19 protein-coding genes are annotated in these 20606 nt (G+C 68.0%); 9 read left to right on the top strand and 10 right to left on the bottom strand.

Features of this window, described 5'->3' with window-relative positions:
• Position 1 precedes the first annotated feature (1 nt).
• On the bottom strand, positions 2 to 2029 hold the full coding sequence (locus ACO07J_RS13590; protein WP_422029845.1) for an FAD-dependent oxidoreductase: 2028 nt from the start codon (positions 2027 to 2029) through the stop codon (positions 2 to 4).
• 248 nt (positions 2030 to 2277) lie between these two features.
• Here ACO07J_RS13590 and ACO07J_RS13595 point away from each other — a divergent pair, with 248 nt between their 5' ends.
• Entirely contained in the window at positions 2278 to 2928 is a 651-nt protein-coding gene (locus tag ACO07J_RS13595) for a hypothetical protein (RefSeq protein ID WP_422029847.1), read from the top strand.
• 64 nt (positions 2929 to 2992) lie between these two features.
• On the opposite strand, the gene ACO07J_RS13600 is transcribed toward ACO07J_RS13595, so the two are convergent.
• Together ACO07J_RS13600 and ACO07J_RS13605 are read right to left on the bottom strand one after the other, a co-directional pair.
• The gene (locus tag ACO07J_RS13600; protein WP_422029849.1) at positions 2993 to 5026 is read right to left on the bottom strand and encodes an FAD-dependent oxidoreductase; all 2034 of its coding nucleotides are present in this window, start codon (positions 5024 to 5026) and stop codon (positions 2993 to 2995) included.
• Between the two features lie 5 nt (positions 5027 to 5031).
• Positions 5032 to 5895 (bottom strand): branched-chain amino acid aminotransferase, encoded by an 864-nt coding sequence (locus ACO07J_RS13605; protein ID WP_422029851.1) that lies wholly within the window; start codon positions 5893 to 5895, stop codon positions 5032 to 5034.
• Positions 5896 to 6054: 159 nt separating this feature from the next.
• Here ACO07J_RS13605 and ACO07J_RS13610 point away from each other — a divergent pair, with 159 nt between their 5' ends.
• The 3 genes from ACO07J_RS13610 to map all read left to right on the top strand — a co-directional run bounded on the left by ACO07J_RS13610 (position 6055) and on the right by map (position 8155).
• The gene (locus tag ACO07J_RS13610) at positions 6055 to 6978 is read left to right on the top strand and encodes an endonuclease/exonuclease/phosphatase family protein (protein ID WP_422029853.1); all 924 of its coding nucleotides are present in this window, start codon (positions 6055 to 6057) and stop codon (positions 6976 to 6978) included.
• Between the two features lie 85 nt (positions 6979 to 7063).
• Positions 7064 to 7366 carry a DnaJ family domain-containing protein gene (locus tag ACO07J_RS13615; RefSeq protein ID WP_422029855.1) on the top strand — a complete coding sequence of 101 codons (303 nt, stop codon included), beginning with the start codon at positions 7064 to 7066 and terminating at the stop codon, positions 7364 to 7366.
• Positions 7367 to 7405: 39 nt separating this feature from the next.
• Positions 7406 to 8155 (top strand): type I methionyl aminopeptidase, encoded by a 750-nt coding sequence (gene map, locus ACO07J_RS13620; RefSeq protein ID WP_422029857.1) that lies wholly within the window; start codon positions 7406 to 7408, stop codon positions 8153 to 8155.
• 39 nt (positions 8156 to 8194) lie between these two features.
• Here the strand turns inward: map and ACO07J_RS13625 are convergent, their stop codons facing one another.
• The gene (locus ACO07J_RS13625) at positions 8195 to 9226 is read right to left on the bottom strand and encodes an agmatine deiminase family protein (protein ID WP_422029859.1); all 1032 of its coding nucleotides are present in this window, start codon (positions 9224 to 9226) and stop codon (positions 8195 to 8197) included.
• A gap of 109 nt (positions 9227 to 9335) precedes the next feature.
• Positions 9336 to 9821, bottom strand: coding sequence for a VOC family protein (locus tag ACO07J_RS13630; protein WP_422029861.1), 486 nt, complete (start codon positions 9819 to 9821; stop codon positions 9336 to 9338).
• A 202-nt stretch (positions 9822 to 10023) separates the two neighbouring features.
• On the opposite strand from ACO07J_RS13630, the gene ACO07J_RS13635 reads away from it, so the two are divergent.
• Entirely contained in the window at positions 10024 to 11103 is a 1080-nt protein-coding gene (locus ACO07J_RS13635) for a PLP-dependent cysteine synthase family protein (protein WP_422029863.1), read from the top strand.
• Between the two features lie 286 nt (positions 11104 to 11389).
• On the opposite strand, the gene ACO07J_RS13640 is transcribed toward ACO07J_RS13635, so the two are convergent.
• Positions 11390 to 11971, bottom strand: a complete 582-nt coding sequence (locus ACO07J_RS13640) for a VOC family protein (protein ID WP_422029865.1) — start codon at positions 11969 to 11971, stop codon at positions 11390 to 11392.
• A 154-nt stretch (positions 11972 to 12125) separates the two neighbouring features.
• On the opposite strand from ACO07J_RS13640, the gene ACO07J_RS13645 reads away from it, so the two are divergent.
• Positions 12126 to 12890: a class I SAM-dependent methyltransferase gene (locus ACO07J_RS13645; protein ID WP_422029867.1), complete on the top strand. Its 765-nt coding sequence runs from the start codon at positions 12126 to 12128 to the stop codon at positions 12888 to 12890.
• Positions 12891 to 13159: 269 nt separating this feature from the next.
• Here ACO07J_RS13645 and ACO07J_RS13650 read toward each other — a convergent pair whose 3' ends face one another.
• On the bottom strand, positions 13160 to 13606 hold the full coding sequence (locus ACO07J_RS13650) for a cupin domain-containing protein (RefSeq protein ID WP_422029869.1): 447 nt from the start codon (positions 13604 to 13606) through the stop codon (positions 13160 to 13162).
• 321 nt (positions 13607 to 13927) lie between these two features.
• Between ACO07J_RS13650 and ACO07J_RS13655 the strand changes: the two genes are divergently transcribed.
• Together ACO07J_RS13655 and ACO07J_RS13660 are read left to right on the top strand one after the other, a co-directional pair.
• Entirely contained in the window at positions 13928 to 15151 is a 1224-nt protein-coding gene (locus ACO07J_RS13655; RefSeq protein WP_422029871.1) for a YadA-like family protein, read from the top strand.
• A 5-nt stretch (positions 15152 to 15156) separates the two neighbouring features.
• Positions 15157 to 15618, top strand: a complete 462-nt coding sequence (locus ACO07J_RS13660; RefSeq protein ID WP_422029873.1) for a hypothetical protein — start codon at positions 15157 to 15159, stop codon at positions 15616 to 15618.
• 99 nt (positions 15619 to 15717) lie between these two features.
• On the opposite strand, the gene trpS is transcribed toward ACO07J_RS13660, so the two are convergent.
• The 3 genes from trpS to murJ all read right to left on the bottom strand — a co-directional run bounded on the left by trpS (position 15718) and on the right by murJ (position 18934).
• Positions 15718 to 16737, bottom strand: a complete 1020-nt coding sequence (gene trpS / locus ACO07J_RS13665; RefSeq protein WP_422029875.1) for a tryptophan--tRNA ligase — start codon at positions 16735 to 16737, stop codon at positions 15718 to 15720.
• Positions 16738 to 16896: 159 nt separating this feature from the next.
• Positions 16897 to 17319: an ASCH domain-containing protein gene (locus ACO07J_RS13670; protein WP_422029877.1), complete on the bottom strand. Its 423-nt coding sequence runs from the start codon at positions 17317 to 17319 to the stop codon at positions 16897 to 16899.
• Between the two features lie 76 nt (positions 17320 to 17395).
• Entirely contained in the window at positions 17396 to 18934 is a 1539-nt protein-coding gene (gene murJ, locus ACO07J_RS13675; RefSeq protein ID WP_422029879.1) for a murein biosynthesis integral membrane protein MurJ, read from the bottom strand.
• A gap of 255 nt (positions 18935 to 19189) precedes the next feature.
• Between murJ and ACO07J_RS13680 the strand changes: the two genes are divergently transcribed.
• Positions 19190 to 20506 carry a hypothetical protein gene (locus ACO07J_RS13680; RefSeq protein ID WP_422029881.1) on the top strand — a complete coding sequence of 439 codons (1317 nt, stop codon included), beginning with the start codon at positions 19190 to 19192 and terminating at the stop codon, positions 20504 to 20506.
• The last annotated feature ends 100 nt before the right edge of the window (positions 20507 to 20606 follow it).

A 20606-nucleotide genomic window follows, 5' to 3' on the forward strand; every position in this document is an offset into this window, starting at 1 on the left:
GTCAGAGCGTGGCGGACAGCCGCGTGCCCTGGTCTATGGCGCGCTTGGCATCGAGTTCGGCGGCGACATCGGCGCCGCCGATCACGTGGACCTTGCGGCCTTTCTCTTCCAGCGCGTCGGCCAGGGTGCGCTGGCTGAGCTGGCCGGCGCAGAGGACGATGGTGTCGGCCTCGATCAGGGTGGGGTTCTCGCGGGCCTCGCCGAAGGTGATGTGCAGGCCCTTGTCGTCGATGCGTTCGTAATTGACGCCCGCGACCATCTCGACATCCTTCATCCGGAGCGAGGCGCGGTGGATCCAGCCGGTGGTCTTGCCCAGCCGCTTGCCCGGACGCTCGGACTTGCGCTGCAGGAGCGTGACCTTGCGCGCGGCGGGGTCGGGCTGCGGGCCCTCGGGGGCGAGGCCGCCGCGGGTCTCGGCCGGGTCGCCGACGCCCCATTCCTCTTTCCATTCGGCGAGGTTCTCAGTGGGGCTTTCGCCGTCATGGACGAGGAATTCGGCGACGTCGAAGCCGATGCCGCCGGCGCCCACGATGGCGACGCGCTGGCCCACGGGCGCCTTGCCGCGCAGGACGTCGATATAGCTGAGCACGTTGTCGCGATCCTGCCCGGGGATCTGCGGGTCGCGGGGGATGACGCCGGTGGCGATGATCGTCTCGTCGAAACCGTCGAGCGCGTCGGCCGTGGCCTCGGCGCCGAGTTTGACGGTGATGCCAAGCTCTTCGACCATGGTCTGGTACCAGTGGACGAAGCCGTGGAATTCTTCCTTGCCGGGGATTTCGCGGGCCATGTTGAGCTGGCCGCCGATCCGGTCGTCGCGGTCGAATAGGGTGACTTTGTGGCCGCGCTGGGCGGCGGTGATGGCGGTCGAAAGCCCGGCGGGGCCGGCGCCGACGACGGCGATGGACTTGGGTTGGCTGGCCGGTTCGATGGGCAGCTCGGTCTCGTGGCAGGCGCGGGGATTGACGAGGCAGGTGGAGATCTTGCCGCTGAACGTGTGGTCGAGGCAGGCCTGGTTACAGGCGATGCAGGGGGCGATGGTGGCGGCCTTGCCATCCATGGCCTTCTGCACGAAATCCGGGTCGGCGAGGAAGGGACGCGCCATGCTGACCATGTCGGCGGCGCCGCCGGCGAGGACGTCTTCGGCGACTTCCGGCGTGTTGATGCGGTTGGAGGTGATGACCGGGATGCCGACCTTGCCCATCAGCTTTTTCGTGACCCAGGTGAAGGCCGCGCGGGGGACGGAGGTGGCGATGGTGGGGATGCGCGCCTCGTGCCAGCCGATGCCGGTATTGATGATCGATGCGCCGGCTTTTTCCACTTCCTGCGCCAGTTGGACCACCTCGTCAAAGGTGGAGCCATTGGGGACGAGGTCGATCATGGAGAGCCGATAAATAAGGATAAAATCGGGGCCGACGGCCTCACGGACGCGGCGCACGACCTCGATGGCGAGGCGCATCCGGTTCCCGTAGGGGCCGCCCCAGCGGTCTTCGCGTTTGTTGGTGTGGCGGACGAGGAACTGGTTGATGAGGTAGCCCTCGGAGCCCATGATCTCGACCCCGTCGTAGCCTGCCTGACGGGCGCGGGTGGCGGCGGTGACGATGTCGGCGATCTGCTTCTCGATCCCCTCTTCGTCGAGCTCGTTCGGGGGGAAGGGGGAGATGGGGGACTTGACCGGCGAGGGGGCCACGCATTCCTTGCCATAGGCGTAGCGGCCGGCGTGCAGGATCTGCATGGCGATGAGGCCGCCCGCGTCGTGCACGCGGTCGGTGACGATGCGGTGGTTGGCGATGTCCTCTTCGGTGTAAAGCCCTGCGGCGCCTGGGAAAACCCCGCCTTCGCGGTTGGGAGCCATGCCGCCGGTGACCATCAGGCCGACGCCGCCGCGGGCGCGGGTGGCGTAGAATTCGGCGACGCGGTTCCAGTCTTTCGTCTCTTCCAGCCCGGTATGCATCGAACCCATCAGGACACGGTTTTTCAGGGTCACGTGCCCGAGGTCGAGCGGGGCGAGAAGGTGGGGATATTGGGTCATGTACGGCCTCCCGTGTGTCGGGGCCAACATGGCGCGGGGCGGGCAGAATGTCACCCCGGAACGCTGCGTTAAAGAATGGGGGGAAGGGGCCGATCCCAACGTCGGTATAACGTCGGTATTTTGTCGGTATTGCGTCGGTGCGGGGAAAGGTTAACGGGTGGCGGTGCCCGGCATGAGGAAGATTAGTTCGGGTGACGCGGCGCGCGATCTGTGCTTGCCTGACACCGGCGTGTTGCGGAGGTTTGCCCATGTTCAAGTACTGCCTGATGGTCCTGCTTGCGATCTTCCCCGGCATCCTGTGGGCGGAGGACGATGACGCGGCGTTCCGGCGCCAGGCGGACAGCTACATGGTGTGGGACGTGCGCTATTTTCCGGACGGCACACTGGACGCATCGGACGCGCGCATCGTCTCCTACTTTCTGCATGAGATGGAGGAACCAGTTCTGACGAATTTGGCCGCCAGGGGTGAGGAGGTCATTGTGCGCCTGACTGTCATTCCGACGGGCGGTCCCGTCTTCGTGTTCCGGGCTGAGCAGGGGAGCGAGGGCATTTCGGTTTCCCGGAAGGTCGGTCATTTTTCGAACCCGGAAACTCTACAGGTGGAGGTTAGCGACCTGCGCAAGGTCGTGGTTGGGCAGGACCGGTTCGGGACTATCGTGAAGGCCGCCAGCGCACTCGATCCTTGCATGTTCGATTTGCCCGCGATCGGGTTTGACGGGGCGAATTGGGTTGTGGAGATCATACGCGAGGGTCGCTACTGCGCCTTGCGCGAGTGGTCGCCGCGCACGGAGGCGTGGCTGGCGCTGGGGGAGGCGTTTCGGGCTGCGCTGCCAGAGGAGGAGGCCGGGGTCGCGGCGATGATGGAAGCGTGGAGATTGCGCCGGCCGGGACAGGAGTGAGGCGGGCAGTGCTCGTCAGCTCTTGCGGGCTGCCTCGCGATGGAGGGAGGGCCGTGATCCGGTGTCAGGCGTCCTTCATCAGGCGGAGGGCGTCGTAGATCGCGGCGTGGGTGTTGCGGGAAGCGACGGCGTCGCCGATGCGGAAGAGGCGGAAGCCTGACGGGCCGCCGGTGAGGGTTTGGGGTTTGCCCGCGACCAGCGCGTCGTAGTCGACGGCGCCGAGGTTTTCGGACAGGGGCTTCAGTTCGAAATAGAGCTCGTCCATCGGCGTGATGCCGTGGTTGACGACGATCTGGTCGACGGAGCGGTGCCGGGTGGCGTCGGAATAGTCGGAGCCGAGCGTGGCCTTGAGGCGGTTGCCGTCGCGGGCGATGGCGGTGAGGCGCCATGTGACGGTGAAGGTCACGTCCTTGTGCTGCAGCTTGCGGATGAAGGGGACGAAGGTGATGCCGGAGACGTCGACCGAGGCACCCTGGTACGGGCTGACGACCTCGACCGTCGCGCCGGCATCGGCGAGCTTTTCGGCGGCCTGAAGCGCGGCGTAGTCGCCGACCTCGTCGTAGATCAGGACGTTCTCGCCGGGCTTCGCGTCGCCGGAGAGGATATCCCATGCGGTGACCGCGAGGTCTTGCCCGTGTTTCACGATATCGGTGTTGGCAATCCCGCCGGTGGCGAGGACGACGATATCGGGGGAGAGGGCGAGGATGTCGTCGGCCTCGGCATAGGTGTTGTAGCGGAAGGTGACGCCCAGCTTCTCGCATTGGGCGACGCGCCAGTCGATCACGCCGATCATGTCGGCGCGGCTTTTGGTCTGGGCGGTGAGGCGGACCTGTCCGCCGGGCTGGTCGGCGGCTTCGAAGACGGTAACGGTATGGCCGCGTTCGGCGGCGACGCGGGCGGCTTCCAAGCCCCCGGGGCCGGCGCCGACGATGGCGATGGTTTTCGGCGCGTCGGTCTTGGCGATCTCGTGCGGGAGGAAGGTTTCCCGGCCCGTGGACGGGTTGTGGACGCAGAGCGCGGCCTCGCCGTAATAGGCGCGGCCGAGGCAGTAGGTCGCGCCGACGCAGGGCCTGATGTCGTCTTCGCGGTTCTCGGTGATCTTGCGAACGATATGCGGGTCGGCCATGTGGGCGCGGGTCATGCCGACCATGTCGAGCTGACCAGTGGCGACCGCGTGGCGGGCGGTGGCGACGTCGGCGATCTTGGCGGCGTGGAAGGCCGGCAGGCCGACCTCGTGCCGGATGCGGCCGGCGAAATCCAGGTGAGGCGCGGAGCGCATGCCCTGCACGGGGATGACGTCGGCCAGCGCGGCGTCGGTGTGGATGCGGCCCTTGATGATGTTGATGAAGTCGATGAGGCCCGCGTCCTTGAGGCGGCGGGCGAAGGTGACGCCTTCCTCGACCGGGATGCCGCCGGGTTCGCTTTCGTCGGCGACGTAGCGGATGCCGAGGATGAAATCGTCACCCACGCGCTTGCGGCAGGCGGTGAGCACCTCGGTGGCGAAGCGCAGGCGGTTGTCGAAGTCGCCGCCATAGGGGCCGGTGAGGGCGTTGGTGAGCGGGCTGAGGAACTGATCCGGCAGGTGGCCGTAGCATTCGTATTCGACGCCATCGAGGCCGGCGGCCTTCATGCGTTCGGTGGCGTCGGCGTAATCCTCGACGATGCGGGCGATATCCCAGTCCTCGGCCACTTTCGGGAAGGCGCGGTGGGCCGGTTCGCGGGAGGGGCCGGCGCCGATGGTGGGGAGCCAGTCGCCGGTGTCCCAGCGGGCGCGGCGGCCGAGATGGGTGAGCTGGATCATCACCGCGCAGCCGTGATCGTGGCATTCGTCGGTGAGTTTCCGCATCCAGCCCACGACGGCGTCGTCATAGGCGAGGATGTTGCCGAAGGCCGGGGGGCTGTCGGGGGAGACCACCGCCGAGCCGGCCGTCATGGTGAGGGCCAGCCCGCCCTTCGCCCGTTCCACGTGGTAGGCGCGGTAGCGGTCCTTGGGCATCCCGTCCTCGGTATAGGCGGGCTCGTGGCTGGAGACCATCAGCCGGTTCTTCAGCGTCAGGTGCTTGAGCGTGTAGGGCTGGAGGAGGGGATCGGTGCTCATGGATGTCAGGCCGAGGCTGCCCAGTCCCAGTACATGTCGCGCACGCGGCGGGTGACCGGGCCGACCTGGTAGCTGGTGTCGTCGAAGGCGGTGATGGGGGTGACCTTCATCATGTTGCCGGAGAGGAAGACCTCGTCGGCGTCGTGGAAATCCTGGAACGACATGACGGTTTCGTGGACGGTGACGCCATCGGCGCGCAGGTTGGTGATGTGCCGCGCGCGGGTGATGCCCGAGAGGAACGTGCCGTTGGGCACCGGGGTGAAGACCTCGCCATCCTTGACGGCAAAGACGTTCGCGGTGGCCGCTTCGGCGACGTTGCCGAGGGCGTCGGCGACCAGCGCGTTGGCGAAGCCCTTGTCGCGGGCCTCGGCCAGCATGCGGGCGTTGTTGGGGTAGAGGCAGGCGGCCTTGGCGTTGACCACCGCATCCTCGAGCACCGGGCGGCGGAAGCGGGTGCGGGTGAGGGTGGCGGAGGCGTCGGGGGCGGCCATCGGGATCTCCTCGAGCGAGATGGCGAAGCCGGTGCGGCTGTCGTCCTTGGGCACGATGGCGGCGATGCCGCCGTCGATGGCCCAGTACATCGGGCGGATGTAGACGGCGGCGTCCTTGGGGTACATCCTGAGCCCTTCGCGGACGATCTCGACCATCTCCTCGGCCGTGACGGTGGGGGTGACCATGAGGGCGCGGGCGGAGGCGTTGACCCGGGCGCAGTGCTTGTCGAGATCGGGGGTGAGGCCGTGGGCGAAGCGCGCCCCGTCGAACACGTTGGAGCCCAGCCACATGCCGTGATCGGCGGCGTTCATCACGGCGATATCGGCGTCGTGCCAGGTTCCGTTGAAATAGGTCTTGATGTTGGTGCCTGTCGGCATGGCGCTGCCCTCCCTCGGTATTCGGGCGCAGGTTAGGCCGGGCGGGCGGTGGCGTCCAGTGGGGGCGGGGCGCGGAATTGGGGGTGACGGATTGGCCGGCCCGCGGGTATTGGCTATGGTGAGGCACCGGCGGCAGGCCGGGCGCGCGAAGGGTGAGAGATGGGACGAGTGGCGAGGGGCCGGGCGGGCCTTGGTTGGTGGCTGGCCGTGCTCGGGCTTGCGTGGCTGGCGGGCTGTGCCGGGGCGCCGCCGCAGGTGGCGGGCGCGAAGCCGGGCCGGGCCGATTTCCGGGTGGCGACCTATAACGTGCATTACCTCGACCTCGATGCCGGGGCGGGCGAGGAGTGGGGCCTGTCGGAATGGCAGGCGCGGCGCGGGCCCCTGATGGCGCAGGTGCGGCAGATCGGGGCGGATATCGTCGCCTTCCAGGAGCTGGAGACGCGCGGGCAGGGCGCCGGGGCGGATGTGTGGGAGGCGTGGCTGCTGGCGGCGCTGCCGGAGTATCGCGCGGCCGCCACGGATTTTGGCCGCGGGGTGGCGGTGGGGCAGCCGATCTTCTACCGGCCGGAGGCGTTCCGGCTGCTGGATGACGGGTTCGCCTTCTTCTCGCGGCCGGATGCGCGGTTCCGCTCGATCCGGGCGATTGCCGGCTATCCGGACGCGGTGACCTGGGCGCGGTTCGAGCACCGGGAGAGCGGGGCGGCGCTGACGGTGTTCAACGTGCACCTGCATTTCATCGACACGAGCCAGCGGCTGCGCTCGGCTGCGCGGGTGCGGGAGATGGCGGAGGTGGCGAAGGCGCGCGGCGATGCGGTGCTGGTGGCGGGGGATTTCAACGCGCGGCGGAATTCGCGGGCGCTGAAGGTGTTCTACGAGGGCGGTTTCCGGCGGGCGCCGCAGCGGGGGGCGACGTTCCATTTCAACAAGGGGCTGCACCTGTTCGGGGCGATCGACCACGTGCTGCATGGCGCCCGGGCCGTGCCGCTGGGGCGGACGGGGACGGGGAACCGGCAGGTGAACGGTGTCTGGCCGTCGGACCATTACCCGCTGTGGACGGATTTCCGGCTGGGCCGCGGCGGGTGAGGCGCGCGAAGCGTCGCAGGGGGTTGAGCGGGGTGCGGCGGGTGCCTACCTTCCGTGTGAGCCGCGCGAAAAAAGGTTGCAGACCATGTTCAACGCACTCATCGAGAACGCCTTTCGGCGGGCGCAGGAGAATGGCGATCTCGACGATCTGCCCGGCGCCGGCAAGCCGATTGCCGAGAGCAGCCTGAATGCCGACCCGTTCGCGCATGTCTATGCCGAGAGCGGGGCGATGACGCCGTTTTCCGAGCTGCGGCGGAAGATCGAAGCGGCGCGGGCGCGGCTGGCGGCGGCGAGTGATCCGGAGGAGCGGCGGGCGATCCAGACCGAGATTTCCGGGCTGGAGATGCGCAGGGCGGTCGAGATGGAGACGTGGACGCGTTACGGGTGAGCGGCCCGGGATTTCGGCAATGCGACGGGGGGCCGGGCCATGACCATTACCCATGAAGACGAGCTGGACGGCCTGCGGGTCATCGGCCGGATCGTCGCCAACACCATGCAGGTCATGGCGAAGGCGATGGAGCCGGGCATGACCACGGCGGAGCTGGATTTGATCGGGCGCGAGTATCTCGACGCCCACGGCGCCGAGCCCGCGCCGGAGGCGGTCTATGGCTTTCCCGGCGCCACCTGCATCAGCGTGAACGAGGAGATCGCCCACGGCATCCCCGGCGCGCGGGTGATCGCGGCGGGGGACCTTGTGAATATCGACGTCTCGGCCTCGAAGGACGGGTATTTCGCCGATACCGGCGCGACCTTCCGGGTGAAACCGGTGGCGGCGTCGCTCGACCGGCTGTGCCGCGACGGGAGGCGGGCGATGCAGATCGGCATCGCGCAGGTGGGCGCGGGCCAGCCGCTGGCGGGGATCGGGCGGGCGATCGAGGCGTTTTCCTTGAAGCGGGGCTATACGCTGATCCGCAACCTTGCGAGCCACGGCGTGGGGCGGTCGTTGCACGAGTATCCCGAGACGATCCCCACATGGGCGGTGAAGGGAGAGCGGCGGCGGATCGACAAGGGTCTGGTGTTCACGGTGGAGCCGTTCCTGTCGACCGGCGGGCTGTGGGCCGAGGAACGCGGCGACGGCTGGACGCTGTATGCCGAGCCCGCGGCGCTGGCGGTTCAGTATGAGCACACGGTGGTGGCGACGGAGCGCGGGGCCGTGGTGGTGACACTGCCGGGGTGACGGGGGCGCATTCTTGAAAAGAATGCGGAACGAAATCTTTCAAAGATTTCGGGGCGTTGCGGGTTCCTGCTGGGTGATGCAGTGGATGCCGCCGCCGCCGGTGGCGAGCGTGGTGATATCGACCATGCGGACGCGGTGGTTGGGCAGGTGTTCCTCGAAGAGTTCGCGGACCCGCCCGTCTTCGGGCAGGTTGTATTGCGGGACGATGACGGCGCCGTTGCAGATATAGGCGTTCACGTAGGAATCGCAGAAATTGTCGCTGTCGGTGTCGTAATCGAAGGCGTCGGGGCAGTGGACGAGTTTGAGGGGTCGGCCCTTTGCGTCGGTCTGGCCGTCGAGGGTGGCGAGGTTGGCGGCGTGGATGTGGCGCCAGTGGTGGTCGGGGCGGTCGTTGCCCTGCACCATCAGCAGGCCGGGGGCGAGGAACATGGCGATGCCGTCGACATGGCCGTCGGTTTCGGTTTCTTCCACGTTGCCGGGGAGCCAGATGACCTTTTCGGCGCCCAGCATCTCCTTCAGTTCGGTTTCGATCTGCTCGAGCGTCCAGCCGGGGTTGCGGTTGGCGTTGGGAAAGCAGCTGCGCGTGGTGATGATGGTGCCTTCGCCATCGGTGGTGATGCCGCCGCCCTCGGCGATGAGTTGCGAGGTGAAGGCGCGGACGCCGGCGGCGGAGAGGATGGCGTCGGAGGCGCTGTCGTCGCCGTCGTAAGGCGTGTATTTGCCGCCCCATGCGTTGAAGCGGAAGCTGGTACCGGCGCGTTGGCCTGTCGCGTCGGTGAGGAAGCAGGGGCCGGCGTCGCGGGCCCAGCTGTCGTCGATCGGGTGGGGCAGGAGGTCGATGTCGGCGCCGAGAAGGGCGCGGGCGCCGGCTTCGTCCTGCGGCCTCACGAGCATGGTGACCGGTTCGAACTCGCGGATGGCGTGGGCCACGTCGGCATAGTTGCGGCGGGTGGCGTCCATGTCGGCCCACACCTCGGCGCGGCAGGGCCACATCATCCAGGTGCGGGCGTGGGGCGCCCATTCTGCGGGCATGGTGAAGCCCGCGGCACGCGGGGTTTGTCGGTTGGTCATGGTGTCCTGGTCCTGGCCGGTCATCGGGCAAGGGTAGCCGGAGATCGCGGGCTTGGCCATGGCGGTGAGGGGGCCAGGGCGCCCGTCCGGTGTCACAGGACGGCGGGGGTCAGGGCGCCTCGGCCAGCAGCGCCTCGAGGTCGAGCGGGGCGTTGGTCATGGCGAGGTTGCCTTGCGCGTCGCGGGGCCATTCCGCCTCGGGCCGGTCGCGGTAGAGCTCGACGCCGTTGCCGTCGGGGTCGTCGAGGTAGATGGCCTCGCTCACGCCGTGATCGGCGGCGCCGGTCAGCGGGATGCCTGCGGCCACCACGCGGCGGAGCGCGTCGCCCAACTGCGCCCGGTCGGGGTAGAGAAAGGCGGTGTGGTAGAGGCCGGTATGGCCCGGCGGCGGGGGCGTGGCGCCTGCGCTCTCCCAGGTGTTCAGGCCGATATGGTGATGATAGCCGCCGGCCGAGAGGAACGCGGCGGAGCGGCCGAAGCGCTGTTGCACCTCGAAGCCGAGGACGCCGGAATAGAAGCCGATGGCGCGTTCGAGGTCGGCGACCTTGAGGTGGACATGGCCGATGCGGGCGGCGGAGTGGACGGGGGCTGTCATGGGGTGGGGCCTTTCCTTTCGTGCTTGTCAGACAATATGTGCGGGCACGAGGAGCGCGCAATTGCCGGAATACGATCCGTGTCTGTGCATGGTTGCACGGAACGGTGTTCCGGCCTGTGGGCGGAGAAAAGGCAGCATGGCGGGCGGCGGCGTGCTAGGCTGCGGCGGACCGAAGACGGCAATTTCCCAGATGGAGGCGATGATGGCCAAGGACGGAACGCGGACGACGAAGGGGCGCGGCAAGCTTTATGACAGCGTGGTGGACACGATCGGCGATACGCCGGTGATCCGGGTCAACAACCTCGCCCCCGAGGGGGTAGAGGTGTACGTGAAGGCCGAGGCGTTCAACCCGGCCGCGTCGGTCAAGGACCGGCTGGCGATCTCGATCATCGAGGCGGCGGAGAAGGACGGCTCGTTGAAACCCGGCCAGACGGTGGTGGAGGCCACGAGCGGCAATACCGGCATCGGGCTGGCGATGGTCTGTGCCGCGAAGGGCTATCCGCTGGTGGTGACCATGGCCGACAGCTTCTCGATCGAGCGGCGGCGGCTGATGCGGATGCTGGGGGCGAAGGTGGTTCTGACGCCCAGGGCGCAGAAGGGGTTCGGCATGTACCAAAAGGCGGTCGAGCTGGCCGAGAAGAACGGCTGGTTCCTGGCGCACCAGTTCGAGACTGAGGCCAATGCCGACATTCACGAGGCCACCACGGCGCGCGAGATCATGGGCGATTTCGAGGGGCACCGGCTGGATTACGTGGTGACCGGCTATGGCACCGGCGGCACGGTGAGCGGGCTGGGCCGGGTGCTGAAGAAGGAGCGGCCGGAGACGAAGATCGTGCTGTCCGAGCCCGCGAACGCGGCGCTGGTGTCGAGCGGCACGGCGCAGGAACGTGACGGCAAGGGCCAGCCGTCGGCGAGCCACCCGGCCTTCGAGCCGCACCCGATCCAGGGCTGGACGCCGGATTTCATTCCGCTGGTGCTGCAGGAGGCGATCGACAACGGGTATTACGACGAGCTGATCCCGGTGCCGGGGCCGGAGGGGATCGAGTGGGCGAGGAAGCTGGCGGCGAAGGAGGGGATATTCACCGGCGTGTCCGGCGGGTCGACCTTCGCGATTGCCATGCGGCTGGCCGAGAAGGCGGAGCCGGGGACGGTGATCCTGGCGATGCTGCCGGATACCGGGGAACGGTACATGACGACGCCCTTGTTCGAGGGGATACCGGAGGGGATGTCGGAGGAGGAAGAGGCGATTTCCAAGTCGACGCCGGGGTACCAGATGGGGTGAATGTGGGCCCGCCCCGGGCTTGGCCCGGGGTCTCACTTATCAACCTCTTCTACACCGACGTTTGACCCGCCGGGTGAGCGCCGGTCCTTGGGGAGGCGCTGCAACGGATTTGGCAGTTGCTTTATGGCGCCACCCACATCCTCCATCGAGACGTTGCGTTCCGTTGCCAAAGCGCCTGCCCGACGGGACGGGCCGGCGCTCGCCCGGCGGCCTTCGGCCTCGATTCCGGGCGAGTGCCAAACTGCCCCGGGACCTCGATCAATTTGAGGCCTAAGGCGGGTGTCCTTCAGTAGGGGTTCTTGGGCTCGCGGTCGCCCGACAGGCTGGGTTGCGTGCGGTGGACGAGCGTTTCGATGGCGTGGGCGAGGTGTTTTTCCTCGATGTGGGAATCGCCGCGCGCCACGCGGTCGCGGTGGGCCTCGATCATCACGTCGGCATGCGAGCAGCCTCGCGGCGGTTCGAACCGGTAGCAGGCCAGTTCGATCAGGAAACCCAGCGGATCCTTGAAGTAGATCGAGTCCATGAACCCCCGGTCCTTGGGCCCGGAATGGGGGATGCCGCGGGCGTCGAGCCGGTCGGCGACCTGCGAGAAGGTCGCGTGGCTGACGTTGAGGGCGAGGTGGTGGACGCAGCCGGGATCGGTGGGGGTGCGGTTGTGCACCGGCTTGCGGCTCTCGTTGGTGAAGATCGTGATCAGCCGTCCGTCGCCGGGGTCGAAATAGAGGTGCCCCTCGTCGGGATCGTCGAGATTGGGCTGGTCGAAGATGAAGGGCATGCCGAGCACGCCTTCCCAGAAGTCGATCGAGGTCTGCCGGTCGGCGCCGGTCAGCGTGATGTGGTGGACGCCCTGAACCTGTAGCTTGTGCATGGCTGGCTTCTCCTTTGGCCTGGGTCAAGTATGGAGCCTGTGGGCTGTGCGGCAAGGGGGATGTTTCTGCGCCCGGTGCGGGGGATGGTGCGCGGATGCGGAGGCAAGGGCGTTCGGGCTTGCCAAGGGGGTGCGCCGCGATACGGTGCATCGCATGGACAGTCATGTGGATATAAACCGCGATCACTGGAACGGGATGGCGGAGGAGTGGGTCGCGGCGGGCGAGAAGGCCTGGGCGAGCGAGAGCCCCTACTGGGGCATCTGGGAGGTGCCCGAGCGGGAGTTGGGTCTGCTGCCGGAGGACATGGCCGGCATGGACGCGATCGAGCTGGGCTGTGGCACGGGCTATGTCTCGGGCTGGATGGCGCGGCGGGGCGCGCGGGTGACGGGGATCGACCTGTCGGCGGGGCAGCTGGCCACGGCGCGGAGGCTGGCGGGCGAGCATGGCGCCGATATCCGGTTCGAGGAGGGCAATGCCGAGGCGTTGCCCTTTGCCGACGGGGCGTTCGATTTCGCGATCTCGGAATACGGCGCGGCGATCTGGTGCGATCCGCAGGTGTGGCTGCGGGAGGCGTGGCGGGTGCTGCGCCCCGGCGGGCGGCTGGTGTTCCTTGGTCACCATGCCTTCGTCTACCTGACGACGCCTTTGAACGGGGCGCCCTGCGAGCGGGTGTTGCACCGGCCCTATCGCGGCATCGGGCGGGTGGACTGGACGCAGGTGGAGATCGACCCGGGCGGGATCGAGTATTCCCTCACCTTCGCGGACTGGATCACGCTGTTCCGGGAGATCGGCTTTTCCGTCGAGGGGCTGAAGGAGGTCTATGCGCCGGAGGGGGCGCGGGGCGAGGAGTTCGGGATCCCGGCGGCGTGGTCGCGGGATTTCCCGGCGGAGCATGTTTGGTGGCTGCGGAAGGGGTGAGAAGCCGGGCATCGCTGGGCCGCGGTGCGGCGATCCGACGGAAATGGCCTGGCGCTTTATGGCGGCCACGTCAGGATGACGCCTGCGAGCGTGGCGGCCACTTGCCAAATCGCCGGACCGGCGGGGCGGCCCTGCGATGCGCGGCGGGCTGAAGCCCTTGATTCCGCGCGGGGGCGAGGCCCCGGGTCAGGCCCGGGGCGGGGAGTGGTTTCGGGGCCGCGCGGGTTACCTTCGGGCGTCCTGTCTGAACCGGGCTGCCCAGCCTTCGTTCACGGCGTCGGAGAGGCGGGCGGTTTGCTGCCGCGCCTGATCAGTACTTCATCAAGTTCCGGCAGCATGACAATCCCTTCCTGATCGCTTCCCGAGGAGTGGACAACAATCCAGGTGCAGGGGTTTTCACCTTCGTTGCGAGGCGCGTGAGGCACGTCTGCCGCTATGTAGCACTGTTCACCCTCCTTCACCACGAAGCTCTTGGCCAAACCGTCCCCAAAATAGACAACGCATTCGCCGGACAGTATGTAGGCAATCGTTTCGATTCCCTTGTGGTAGTGGACTTTCGCAACGGCCCCCGGTGGCATTGGCATGACGTTCATGCAAACGCTCCTTGCGCCGACCGTTTCGGCAGACGCACCCGCACCATAGGTGATGCCCTGTTTGCCTACATACGTTTTGCCTGGACTTATGACAGCGGCTTCGGGGTGCTCGAGCGAACTCATCTGATGTGTTCCCTTCCTGAAGGCATCGGCCTCACCTTTCCTAGTTTACAGGACAATCCACCCGTCGCCAAAGGAAAGTCCGAAGGGAGGAGCGGTGGGACCTTCGGGTGTTCACGACGCGGCGCGAAGGCGTCGGGCGAGGGTTTGGCGAAGTTTCGCCGGTCGGTTTGCAGGGGCGCAAGTTTTCGTAGGGTAAACCTGGGATCGCGCTATCGTGAGTGGGTCAACCCGTGGTTGCGGGACGGGCCGGGGATGCGGGGGCGCACCGGCCTTGGGGGCAAGGCGGGTTGCCGGATATCGGGTACATGGAGGGACCGTACCATGATCGGCAATGTGAAGCGTTTCGGGAAAGGTGAGGGTATCGGGTGCGTGGCGCTGGCGGCGGTTCTGGCGCTGGGCCTCGGGGTGGTGCCGGGCGGGCCGGCGCGGGCGGGGGAATGCCTGCTGGATACGAACAACAACAACCTGGCGGACACGGGCGTGGATACGACCGGGGGCGCCAACGACAACGGCGTCGCCACGGCGACGGCCTGTGGCACCGACGCCGAGGCGTCGGAGCCGGACACGGTGGCCTTGGGCAACAGCACCGAGGCGAGCGCGCTGGGCGCGGTGGCGATCGGGGGTGATCCGAACGGCACCGGGCTGGGCACGCGGGCGTCGGGAGCTTATGCCGTGGCGATCGGGGGCGACGCGGACGCGGATGCGACGCATGCCATCGCCATCGGCGGAGAGGCGGATGCCGCCGGCCCCGGCGCGGTGGCGATGGGCGGTGACCTGGACGGCAACAACCAGGGCGCGCTGGCCACGACGACCGGGGCCATGGCGCTGGGGGCGGACAGCCGGGCCACGGCGACCAACGCGGTCGCGGTCGGCCGTGACGCGCGTGCCGCCTCGGCCCAGACGGTCGCCCTTGGCGGGGAGGCGTATGCGGGTGCGGCCGGGGCGATCGCCATCGGCGGCGACCGGATGGGCGCAGTGACGGGCGCCGCGGCCTATGGCACGGACTCGATCGCGGTGGGCGCGAACGCGGCCGCCACGGCGACGGATTCGGTGGCGATCGGGCGGCAGGCCGCGGCGAACCACGCCAACGCCACCGCCCTCGGTGCCGATGCGGCGACCACGCGGGACAACCAGATGATGTTCGGCACCGCCGCGAATACCTATACCGCGCCCGGCATCACCACCGCCGCCAGTGCCGCCGCGCAGACCGGGCCGTTGCAGGTGGTGACCACGGACGCGTCGGGGAACCTGGCCACCGATGGCGGTGCCCTATTCGCCGCCGCCGCCGCGATACCGGGGCTGCAGCGGGACGTGGACCGGAACCGGGAAGGCGTGGCCATGGCGATGGCGCTGGACGTGCCCTACGTGCCGCCGTCGGAGCGGTTCGCGCTGGGCGGGGGGCTGGGCTTCTTCGACGGGTCGTCGGCCTTTGCGCTGTCGGGCGCCGTGCGGATCAGCCCGAGCGCGCAGCTTGACGCGGGGCTGGCCTACGGGTTCGACCGGGATACGCTGGGCGGCCGGGTCGGGATGACCTTCAGCTGGTGAGGCGGATGCGGGCAACCTGGCTGGCGATGATCGTCGCGCTGTTGCCGGCCCCGGCCGAGGCGCAGGAGGCTGTGCCGGCGCCCGGCCGGTCGGAGACGGCGCGGCTGGTGTGGTCGACGCTGATCGCGGTGGACCATGCCAACCGGACGGGGAATTACGCCGTGCTGCGCGACCTGGGCGCGCCGGATTTCCGCAATGCCAACGACCCGGCGAAGCTGGCGGCGATCTTCGCGTCGATCCGGGAGAGGGACTTGGGGCTGGAGCGGGTGGTTCTGGCCAACCCGGTCTATGCCGAGGAACCGGGGCTGACCGATACGGGGCTGTTCGAGGTGAAGGGCAGCTTTCCGGCGCGGCCGGAGGGCGTCTCGTTCGAGCTGTATTTCCAGCATGTCGAGGGCGACTGGAAGCTCTACGGGCTGGGGATCTTCGCGCTGGAGGCGGAAGCGGAGGCCGAGGCGGGGGAGTAGGGGGGCGTTCGGGCCGGTATGGCGGGCCCGGAATTTGCGCGAATTCCGGGCAGGAAAATGCGCATTTTCCTGCCCGTTTTCCGCGCGGAAAACGGGCCCTCAGGCCCCGACCATGCCCATGATCTGGTAGGTTTTCTTCAGGATCGGCGCCGCGATGGCGCGGGCGCGGTCGGCGCCGCCCTCGAGGATGCGGTCGATTTCGGCCACGTCTTCCATCAGGCGCGACATCTCGGTCGAGATCGGCGCGAGGCGGTCGACGGCGAGGTCGGCCAGCACCGGCTTGAATTCGGAGAAGGGTTTGCCGCCGTGTTCGGCCAGCACCTGATCGACGCTCAGGTCGGCCAGCGCGGCGTAGATGTTGACGAGGTTCCGGGCCTCGGGCCGGTCGTCGAGCGGGCCTTTCCCGGTGGGCAGCGGCTCGGGGTCGGTCTTGGCCTTGCGGATCTTCCTGGCGATCGTGTCGGCATCGTCGGTGAGGTTGATGCGGGACATGTCGGAGGGGTCGGATTTGGACATCTTCTTCGACCCGTCACGCAGGCTCATGACGCGGGTCGCCGCGCCCTCGATCACGGGCTGGGTCTCGGGGAAGAAATCGACCTCGAAATCGTGGTTGAACTTGCGGGCGATCTCCTGCGTGAGCTCGAGATGCTGCTTCTGGTCCTCGCCCACGGGCACGTGGGTGGCGTGGTAGACGAGGATGTCGGCCGCCATCAAAGCCGGGTAGCCGAAGAGCCCGAGGGAGGCGTTCTCGGCGTTCTTGCCGGCCTTGTCCTTGAACTGGGTCATCCGCTTCATCCAGCCCATGCGGGCGACGCAGTTGAAGACCCAGGCCATCTGGGTGTGCTCGGCGACCTGGCTCTGGTTGAAGAGGATGGATTTCGTCGGGTCGATGCCCGAGGCGATGAAGCCGGCGGCCAGCTCGCGGGTGGCGTGGCGCAGGTCGGCCGGTTCCTGCCAGACGGTGATGGCGTGGAGGTCGACCATGCAGAAGATCGACTCGATCCCCTCGTCCTGGCTGTCGGCGAAGCGCTTGAGCGCGCCGAGGTAGTTGCCAAGATGCAGGTTGCCGGTGGGCTGGATGCCCGAGAAAACGCGCGGTGTGTGGACCACCTCGGTCATGGGGTGTGCTCCGTCTGGAATGCCGTGTTGGCCTCGCTTACTTGCGGGGGCGGATCGCGTCAAGGAGAGCGGGGTGGGGGGCCTCCAGTTAGGTCGCGTGGCCGGATGGGCGGGACGTGCGCGCCAGGGCGTTTCGGACCGGTACCGCGACCGAAGGGCTTACCGGTCGGGTGCGAGATCCTCGACGAGGACGAACCGTTCCCAGATGAGCTGCATGTCCGGTGAAAACCCGCCGTTTCGTTCGAAATAGCCCTTGTGACCGGCGCGCCAGCCCTCGAGGCTGTCATCCTCGCCCTCGGCCAGGGCCATCTCTTCGGTCACCTCGTCGAACCGGCACTGGATCAGTTCGGCGGTCTCGATCACGAGGGCCGGCGTGTTGTCCCAGTTGAGGCAGATGTCGCGCCGGCCGACTTCCGGCAGTGGCTCGTCCTTCCCGAACTCGTGAAGGGCGCTGCAGGTTGCCGTTTTCCGGCCACGTCGCACCAGCGCCACCAGCGCGTCGGAGAGGGCGGCGTTGTCGCCGAACTTGAAGGTGCTGGCGGAGGGGTAGCGCGCCTTCAGCGCGGCCAGGTCGTGGGGCATGTCCGATCTTCTTCTTTCGAGCGTCGTTGCCGGGTATCATCTCGCAGGTTCGTGACCCTTGGCAAGGGCGCCGGGATCAGCGGCGCATGGCGGCCTTGAACTCGGCGATGCGGAAGGCGCCGAGGAGCTGGCCCAGCAGGAAATAGGCCAGGGTGCCGGCGGCGATCAGCCCGAGCAGCGCCAGCCAGCGCCAGCCGCCCAGCCCGAAGGCCGGGGTGAGGAGCGCCGAGACGGCCCAGAGCACCACGCCCATCAGCACCGAGGCCAGCACGATGCGCCAGATGCGGCGGCGGAAGCGGTCGTCGAAACGGGCGACCTCGCCGAAGCGGCGGCCGCCGCGGGCGAGTTGCCAGACCATCACCCAGGCCGCCGCCGTGGTGGCGATGGCCGCCGCGATCCAGCCGATGGCGAAGGCGAGGCCGATGGCGAGGGCGGCGTTGACCACCATGGCGACGAGGGCGTAGCGGAACGGGCTTTTCGTGTCCTCGCGGGCGAAGAAGAGCGGCTGCAGCAGTTTCTGCAGGACGAAGGCGGGCAGGCCGAGCCCGTAGATGGCGACGGCGAGGGCCGTGGCGGCGGTGTCGTCGGGGCCGAAGGCGCCGCGCTCGAAGAGGGTCGACACGAGCGGCAGGGGGATGACCATCAGCGCCACGGCGCAGGGGATGGTCAGCGCCAGCGACAGCTCGCCCGCGCGCGACAGGGCATTGCGGGCGCTCGCGTCGTCGCCCGCCTTGAGCCGGCGGGAGAGGTCGGGGAGCAGGACGATGCCCACCGCGATGCCGACCACGCCGAGCGGGAGCTGGTAGAGCCGGTCGGCCGAGTAGAGCCAGCTGACCGCCTTGTCGTAGTTGGAGGCGACAAGCTGGCCCACCAGCAGGTTGACCTGGACCACCCCGCCCGCCAGCGCGGCGGGTACGGCGACACGGACGAGGTTCTTCATCTCGGGCGTCCAGCGGGGGCGGACGGGGCGGACGCGCAGGCCGGCCTTGTCGGCGGCGATCCAGACCAGTGCGAGTTGGGCGATGCCGGCGAAGGGGATGGTCCAGACCAGCGCCTTGGCCACCGCGCCGCCCATCGCCCAGGCGACCGTCATGGCCGTGACCAGCATCACGTTGAGCAGCACCGGCGCGGCGGCGGCGGCGGCGAAGCGGCCGGTGGCGTTGAGCACGCCCGACAGGAGCGCGGCGAGCGAGATGAAGAGCACGTAGGGAAAGACGATGCGGCCGTATTCGACTGTGACGTCGAAGCGGGCGTCGCCGTAGAACCCCTCGGCCGTGGCATAGACCAGCGCCGGCATGAATATCATCGCGAGCGCCGTCAGCGTCAGTAGCACGAGGCTGAGGCCGGAGAGGGCAAGGCTGGCGAAGGCTTCGGGGTTCTCGTCGGCCTCGAGCCGCTTGGAGAACATCGGCACGAAGGCCGCGTTGAAGGCGCCTTCGGCGAAGAAGCGGCGGAACATGTTGGGCAGGCGGAAGGCCGCAACATAGGCATCCATCAGGATGCCGGGCCCGAGGAATCCCGCGATCAGCACGTCGCGGACGAAGCCCAGCAGGCGGCTCATGAGGGTCCAGCCGCCGACCGTGAGGATGCCGGAAAGAAGGCGGATGGGCTTCATGGGGGCGGCCTTTTCGGCTTGGGGTGTCTGGGGCGAGAAGTAGCGGATTGGCGGAGGCGGGGGAAGAGCGCTCGGGACAGTGTGGCGGCGGGGTGCCGGGGTTTCGGGCGGGGAGGGGTGTATCTGTTTTGGAAACAATCCTTGGGTGATTTAGCCAAAACTCCGGTTATCGGGAAACAATTAGGGGAATTTTAACTGTCCTTAACAAAAGATTAACGCCTAGGTTGATCCGGGTATATTTCCGGGGGCTTTGTTATGCTTGCATTTTTTGGAATCTTGTCGCTGGCCTGTGTCGGGCTGATCGTGTCGGAAGTCTGGGGGGACGACGACGACCCGGCTGTCGCGCCGGATAATGGCGGGGAAGGGGTTAACGGAGATTTGCTCGACCGTCTGGGTGTGGGGGAGGACGGGCCGGACCCGGATGAAGAGCCCGAGCCCGGCACGGACCCCGATCCGGAGCCAGACCCCGAAACCGATCCGGAGACCGATCCCGAAACCGACCCGGACGATCCCATGGCGGGGTACAATGTCATCGTGGCCGAGGGGCCTGAAACCGTCACAGGCACCGGCGGGCCCGACTGGATGACCGCGCCGGGCGATACGCCGATGTTCGGGGCTGGCGGCGATGACGTGATGATCAGCCAGGGCGCGGGCGCGGCCGATGGCGGGGCGGGCGACGACCTGATGGTGTCGGAAGCCGGCGGCGCCCTGTCCGGTGGCGACGGCAACGATACGATCGAGGCGCAGGATGGCGGGGAACACGCCGGCGGCGACGGTGACGACGAGATGAGCGGCGCCGATGCCACCCTCCGGGGCGGGCTTGGCGACGACAGGCTCGAGGGCACGAACAGCCGGCTGACGGGCGATGCGGGCAACGACACTCTGACGGGGCATGACGGCTCTTCCGTGGCCGGCGGGGCGGGGAATGACGAGATCTTCGTCGACAGCGGATCGGAAGGGGCCGGGGGCGCGGGCGACGACCGGGTGATCGGCCGGGCCGACACGGTGCGGATGCCGGGCGAGCCGGAGCCGGAGCGGACCTACGTGGAAGGCAATACCGGCAGCGATTTCGTGCAGGGCAACACCGGCGTCGACATCGTCGGCGGGCAGGATGACAGCGTGTTGCAGGCGGTGATCGGGCAGGAGGATTACTATGGCGTGACCAACAGCCCCGACGGCAGCACGCCCGCCGAGTTGGGGGCGGCGCGGATGATCGGCTATGGCGGGGCGGACCGGTTCGAGGTGAAGATCGACGACCTGGGCGACCGATCGGGCGATATCTGGGAGGATGAAGCCCTTGATATCGTGTCGGTTTTCGCCGACGACCCGCATGTGATCATCAACGATTACACGCCCGGCGAGGATACGCTCCTGGTGGATTCCGAGGAAGAGCCGGAGGGGCTGGACATCACCAGCGACGGGGATGGCGGGACGCTGGTGGTGCTGGACTATGGTACGGCGCTGAACAACCGGGGCGAGAGCGAGGACATCACCGTGACGATCCAGCTTCGCGGCGTCGATCCGGGGGACGTGGACGAGGGCGATATCGTGTTTGGAAGCAGCACGGAATGAGGCTCTGAGCGGCGGATTTCCAACGTCGGTATAACGTCGGTATTTTGTCGGTATCACGTCGGTGCCCGGGGCGGCGCTGGCGGCGGGCGGGCCATGGGAA

It is taken from the genome of Roseovarius sp. (genome assembly GCF_965228755.1).
Taxonomy (GTDB): Bacteria; Pseudomonadota; Alphaproteobacteria; order Rhodobacterales; family Rhodobacteraceae; genus Roseovarius.

Bases quoted from the DNA above. Each gene is read 5' to 3' on its own strand.
- ACO07J_RS13630 (WP_422029861.1), bottom strand. From the start codon at position 9,821: ATGACAGCCCCCGTCCACTCCGCCGCCCGCATCGGCCATGTCCACCTC.
- ACO07J_RS13680 (WP_422029881.1), top strand. From the start codon at position 19,190: ATGCTTGCATTTTTTGGAATCTTGTCGCTGGCCTGTGTCGGGCTGATC.
- ACO07J_RS13650 (WP_422029869.1), bottom strand. From the start codon at position 13,606: ATGAGTTCGCTCGAGCACCCCGAAGCCGCTGTCATAAGTCCAGGCAAA.
- ACO07J_RS13635 (WP_422029863.1), top strand. From the start codon at position 10,024: ATGGCCAAGGACGGAACGCGGACGACGAAGGGGCGCGGCAAGCTTTAT.
- ACO07J_RS13610 (WP_422029853.1), top strand. From the start codon at position 6,055: ATGGGACGAGTGGCGAGGGGCCGGGCGGGCCTTGGTTGGTGGCTGGCC.
- ACO07J_RS13655 (WP_422029871.1), top strand. From the start codon at position 13,928: ATGATCGGCAATGTGAAGCGTTTCGGGAAAGGTGAGGGTATCGGGTGC.
- map (WP_422029857.1), top strand. From the start codon at position 7,406: ATGACCATTACCCATGAAGACGAGCTGGACGGCCTGCGGGTCATCGGC.
- ACO07J_RS13640 (WP_422029865.1), bottom strand. From the start codon at position 11,971: ATGCACAAGCTACAGGTTCAGGGCGTCCACCACATCACGCTGACCGGC.
- ACO07J_RS13645 (WP_422029867.1), top strand. From the start codon at position 12,126: ATGGACAGTCATGTGGATATAAACCGCGATCACTGGAACGGGATGGCG.
- ACO07J_RS13660 (WP_422029873.1), top strand. From the start codon at position 15,157: ATGCGGGCAACCTGGCTGGCGATGATCGTCGCGCTGTTGCCGGCCCCG.
- trpS (WP_422029875.1), bottom strand. From the start codon at position 16,737: ATGACCGAGGTGGTCCACACACCGCGCGTTTTCTCGGGCATCCAGCCC.
- ACO07J_RS13595 (WP_422029847.1), top strand. From the start codon at position 2,278: ATGTTCAAGTACTGCCTGATGGTCCTGCTTGCGATCTTCCCCGGCATC.
- ACO07J_RS13605 (WP_422029851.1), bottom strand. From the start codon at position 5,895: ATGCCGACAGGCACCAACATCAAGACCTATTTCAACGGAACCTGGCAC.
- ACO07J_RS13600 (WP_422029849.1), bottom strand. From the start codon at position 5,026: ATGAGCACCGATCCCCTCCTCCAGCCCTACACGCTCAAGCACCTGACG.
- murJ (WP_422029879.1), bottom strand. From the start codon at position 18,934: ATGAAGCCCATCCGCCTTCTTTCCGGCATCCTCACGGTCGGCGGCTGG.
- ACO07J_RS13590 (WP_422029845.1), bottom strand. From the start codon at position 2,029: ATGACCCAATATCCCCACCTTCTCGCCCCGCTCGACCTCGGGCACGTG.
- ACO07J_RS13670 (WP_422029877.1), bottom strand. From the start codon at position 17,319: ATGCCCCACGACCTGGCCGCGCTGAAGGCGCGCTACCCCTCCGCCAGC.
- ACO07J_RS13625 (WP_422029859.1), bottom strand. From the start codon at position 9,226: ATGACCAACCGACAAACCCCGCGTGCCGCGGGCTTCACCATGCCCGCA.
- ACO07J_RS13615 (WP_422029855.1), top strand. From the start codon at position 7,064: ATGTTCAACGCACTCATCGAGAACGCCTTTCGGCGGGCGCAGGAGAAT.